The organism is Phormidium pseudopriestleyi FRX01, assembly GCF_017313335.1.
Classification (GTDB): Bacteria; Cyanobacteriota; Cyanobacteriia; order Cyanobacteriales; family Laspinemataceae; genus Laspinema; species Laspinema pseudopriestleyi.
The window spans coordinates 1-4,136 of sequence record NZ_JAFLQW010000457.1 but is presented as its reverse complement, the minus strand read 5'-3'; the positions used below and the strand labels follow the sequence as shown (position 1 = coordinate 4,136).

Sequence of the window (4,136 nt, the reverse complement as noted above, 5' to 3'; positions counted from 1 at the left end):
GGCATCGGTCCGGGTTAGGGTGGGGTCCTCATTAGGTTTTTTACGTTTATGGTGATTCGCCTTACTATTAACTCCAGCGACAGTTCCCTCTCCTTGGCAAGGTCCGGGGATCGTTCGTAAAAAACCTACTCTTGTAAGCATCCGAGACCCCATTTCAACCCAAGGAAATGCCAACCCAACCCCGCTAACCTATGGGGAATTTCCAGAAAAACCCAGGTCCCAACCGCCCCTCCCATTGTCCACCCTTCATTTGGGCCCGGACTATCCGCTGTTTGTTGAGTCCTACGGCTCAACCCAGAGCTTTAAGCCTCTGAAAAGCCGAAAAAATGCAAAAAAAGTAGATAACCTTATGTTATTTAAGCCTAAAGGCAGAAATTCGCTAAAAAAACTCAATTTCCAGATTTCAGCCCTGGAATTTTAGTGCTAGAGTAGAGTGAAAATGTTGTCTTCCAAGAGAGGTTGCATAACAACGTTGAAACTCTTTGCTCTAACTGGCTACCCTTGGCGTGGCCTCTGGTATCTGGATATGCAGTTGAAGCGTAAACGGCATTGCGACCCGGCGCTGTCCTGGACTGATCGATGTGAAGCGCCTAGTATGGTCCGATCGGCCTGTTAGATAAGGTTTGCCCTCGGTACTTCTGAAGCTTCTTTACAAGCTGCTGTCAAGGCCCTAAGTCTTGACGAGTCCGCAAACTAGGTCGGTCGGGGTTATAGACCCACAAAATTTTGACAATGAGGCGATTGACGATAAACGTCTCTAAACAAGCTGGATTTGTCCTGCCCTAGCTCTATCAAAAATGGAGCAGATTCATGACAGAGAAACTCGCATCAGATGAACGAAACATCTGTCATATCCACTCATTAAGCGTCATGCTTGCGGGATAGAGCCTTCGGTTGAGATCTCCAGCCACTGCCTAGGGATGAGGTCGGTTCAAAGGAACCTGACTTAATCCTTCACCTGGGGCAGTGATGTCAATGCACTTAAATATTCACGAAAAGAACATAGTCAATCGCCTTAGTCGCTTGGTCTGCTAAGGCTACTATGCCCTGTATTTCAACCGTTTGGAGTAGAAAAATGTCTCAAATGAGCGATCGCAAAATTGCACCCGCCCCCATGACCGAGAACGTGAGCGTCGTGGACTTAATTGATGGTTACTTCACGGCTTATAATTCCGCTCGGTTGCGGGAAATTTGTCACCTGCTGACGCAAAAGGTGATGCGCGAGGGGGTGACAGTGGGACTGAGCCTATCTGGGGCGATGACTCCGGCGGGATTTGGGGTCAGTGCCTTAGCACCGCTGATCCGTAACGGCTTTATTGATTACATCATCAGTACCGGGGCAAATCTGTATCATGATATCCATTACGGACTGGGATTAAACCTCTATGCAGGAAATCCGTTCGTGGATGACATCAAGCTGCGGGAAGAAGGTAATATCCGAATCTACGACATCATTTTTGACTATGATGTGTTGTTAGAAACCGATGCCTTTATTCGGAGCATTTTGCGAGCCGAACCGTTTCAGAAGCGCATGGGAACGGCAGAATTTCACTATCTGCTGGGAAAATATGTCAGTGAAATTGAAAAGCAGCGCGGAGTAAAACATTCCTGCTTGCTGGCAACGGCGTATGAGTGCGGGGTGCCGATTTATACCTCGTCCCCGGGAGATAGCTCGATCGGGATGAATGTGGCAGCGATCGCCCTAGAAGGGTCGGAACTGATGATTGATCCGGCGATCGATGTGAACGAAACGACGGCGATCGCCTATGGTGCCCGAGACTCCAACCAAGACTTCCCCGGAGAAAGTGCCGCGTTCATTCTCGGTGGTGGTTCTCCCAAAAACTTCCTCCTGCAAACCCAACCCCAAATTCACGAGGTCCTCGGGTTAGAAGAACGGGGGCATGACTATTTCATCCAGATTACCGATGCCCGTCCCGATACCGGCGGTTTATCTGGGGCCACCCCATCTGAAGCCGTAAGCTGGGGCAAAGTCGATCCCAATGAACTGCCCAATACAGTAGTTTGCTACACCGACAGCACGATCGCCCTGCCGATTCTCACCGCTTATGTGATGAATCAGTGTCCCCCTCGTTCCCTCAAGCGACTGTACGATCGCCGCCAGGAAATGTTAACCAAACTGCAATTAGACTACCAATTGGCGCAAGCTAAAAAATCTGAACAAACCGTCCCCACCGTTTCTGAAAGACCCGCGTCTGTAGCTACTTATCCCTGCGGTACGCCCATCCGCAAAGGGCGTGGTTAGCAACTAAATTAGTGTTTTGCTGATTTGAACCCTCCGAGTTACTGAAACTCGGAGGGGTTTGTATTGCCATTTTTTATCTCCATCAACCGCCGAGATAGATTTTGACGGCAAATACAACAGTCCTCTTACGGTTTGCCCCCCTGAGTGTAAACCGAGATTTTCCTATCCTAGAGTCAGGGTCAAACTGGAATGAGGGTTGAAAAATTTTCGCCCATCGGCGGCAAATACAACAGTCTTCTTACGGTTTACCCCCTGGTTAATAGAGTGTTCGTTAACCTACATTAGAGAGAAGTAACCCACTCGAAATATGCAACATAACTCCACAAAAAACAGGGATAAAACCCGGGAGTTTCCCAAGGGTATATAAAATTTTATCGGTGTTTTAATCGCCCACTGTTTCGATAAAACCCGATTCTGCCCACTCTACCGATTTTAAAATTCATTCTTATTTAGGAGAGGAAACCCGATGAGAACATCAATGAACTCAAATCTAAGCTCACCCCAATGATGCCGGTGGAACAGAACCAGGATCTAACCGCACAGAAAACTGAGGAGAAAATCCCTGGGAGTGAGGGGGAACTGTTAAGAGACTTATGGGCAAACCCGAGGGTAAATCTGTTCACCCCAAATCGGGGGGCAATGGATTCAGGGAGGATTCAAGGACAGTGGGGGGAAGATGGGGCGATCGCCAACCGGATGGTATAGACCCAAAAATCATCAGCGATCGGCCCATAAAAACACCCTGTCAGCCTGCTTTCTCGGTAAACCGTCCCTAATGAGGTTCGGTAACCTCCCCTTCAATAGAAGCCCAAACGCCCACACCATATAGATTGGTAGGCTTAAAAAATATTCAATCTGGAAAAACTGCCCTCGTGCAGTTGCTCCGATCGCCCAAATAAACCGGGCTAAATCAGCCCAAACCCTTTGTTAGTAATAATTGGAGTAAAACATCCCTAATGGGTAAAGTAGTTGGAATTGACTTAGGAACCACAAACTCTTGCGTCGCCGTAATGGAAGGGGGTAAACCCACCGTGATTGCGAACGCAGAAGGCTTCCGCACGACGCCTTCGGTAGTCGCTTACACGAAAAACAGCGATCGCCTCGTCGGTCAAATCGCCAAGCGTCAAGCGGTGATGAACCCGGAAAACACCTTCTATTCCGTGAAGCGGTTCATCGGACGCAAACATAGCGAAGTCACTCACGAAACCACCGAGGTTTCCTATAAAGTCCTCAATATCAATGGCAACGTTAAGCTCGATTGCCCTGCCTTAAGCAAGCAATATGCTCCCGAAGAAATTTCCGCTCAAGTGCTGCGGAAACTGGTGGATGATGCCAGCAGCTATCTCGGTGAAAAAGTGACCCAAGCGGTGATTACAGTTCCCGCCTATTTCAACGACTCTCAGCGTCAAGCGACGAAAGACGCCGGGAAAATTGCCGGGATTGAAGTGTTGCGGATCATCAACGAACCGACTGCCGCCTCTCTCTCTTACGGGTTAGACAAGAAGAGTAACGAAACCATTCTGGTGTTTGACTTAGGCGGTGGGACTTTCGACGTCTCCATCTTAGAAGTGGGTGACGGTGTGTTTGAAGTGCTTGCCACTTCTGGAGATACCCACTTGGGTGGGGATGATTTCGATAAGAAAATTGTGGATTTCCTCGCTGAAGAATTCCGCAAGGCAGAAGGAATCGAGCTGCGCAAGGATAAGCAAGCGTTGCAACGGTTGACTGAGGCGGCTGAAAAGGCCAAAATTGAGCTCTCTAGCGTGACTCAAACGGAAATCAACCTGCCCTTTATCACGGCAACTCAGGAAGGTCCGAAGCACTTAGATACGACCTTGACTCGGGCTAAGTTTGAGGAACTGACGGCAGATTT

The 4,136-nt window shown here is 48.8% G+C and carries 3 protein-coding genes; all 3 read left to right on the top strand.

Going from position 1 to position 4,136, the window contains the following annotated elements; genetic code table 11:
- Nucleotides 1-1,075: 1,075 nt before the first annotated feature.
- Complete coding sequence (locus J0895_RS17110) at nucleotides 1,076-2,263, top strand: homospermidine biosynthesis protein (protein WP_207089250.1); 1,188 nt, start codon at nucleotides 1,076-1,078, stop codon at nucleotides 2,261-2,263.
- A gap of 504 nt (nucleotides 2,264-2,767) precedes the next feature.
- Nucleotides 2,768-2,968: a hypothetical protein gene (locus tag J0895_RS17105; RefSeq protein ID WP_207089249.1), complete on the top strand. Its 201-nt coding sequence runs from the start codon at nucleotides 2,768-2,770 to the stop codon at nucleotides 2,966-2,968.
- A gap of 251 nt (nucleotides 2,969-3,219) precedes the next feature.
- A partial coding sequence (locus tag J0895_RS17100; protein WP_207089248.1) for an Hsp70 family protein occupies nucleotides 3,220-4,136 on the top strand: 917 nt, incomplete at its 3' end.

Bases quoted from the DNA above. Each gene is read 5' to 3' on its own strand.
- J0895_RS17110 (WP_207089250.1), top strand. From the start codon at position 1,076: ATGTCTCAAATGAGCGATCGCAAAATTGCACCCGCCCCCATGACCGAG.
- J0895_RS17105 (WP_207089249.1), top strand. From the start codon at position 2,768: ATGATGCCGGTGGAACAGAACCAGGATCTAACCGCACAGAAAACTGAG.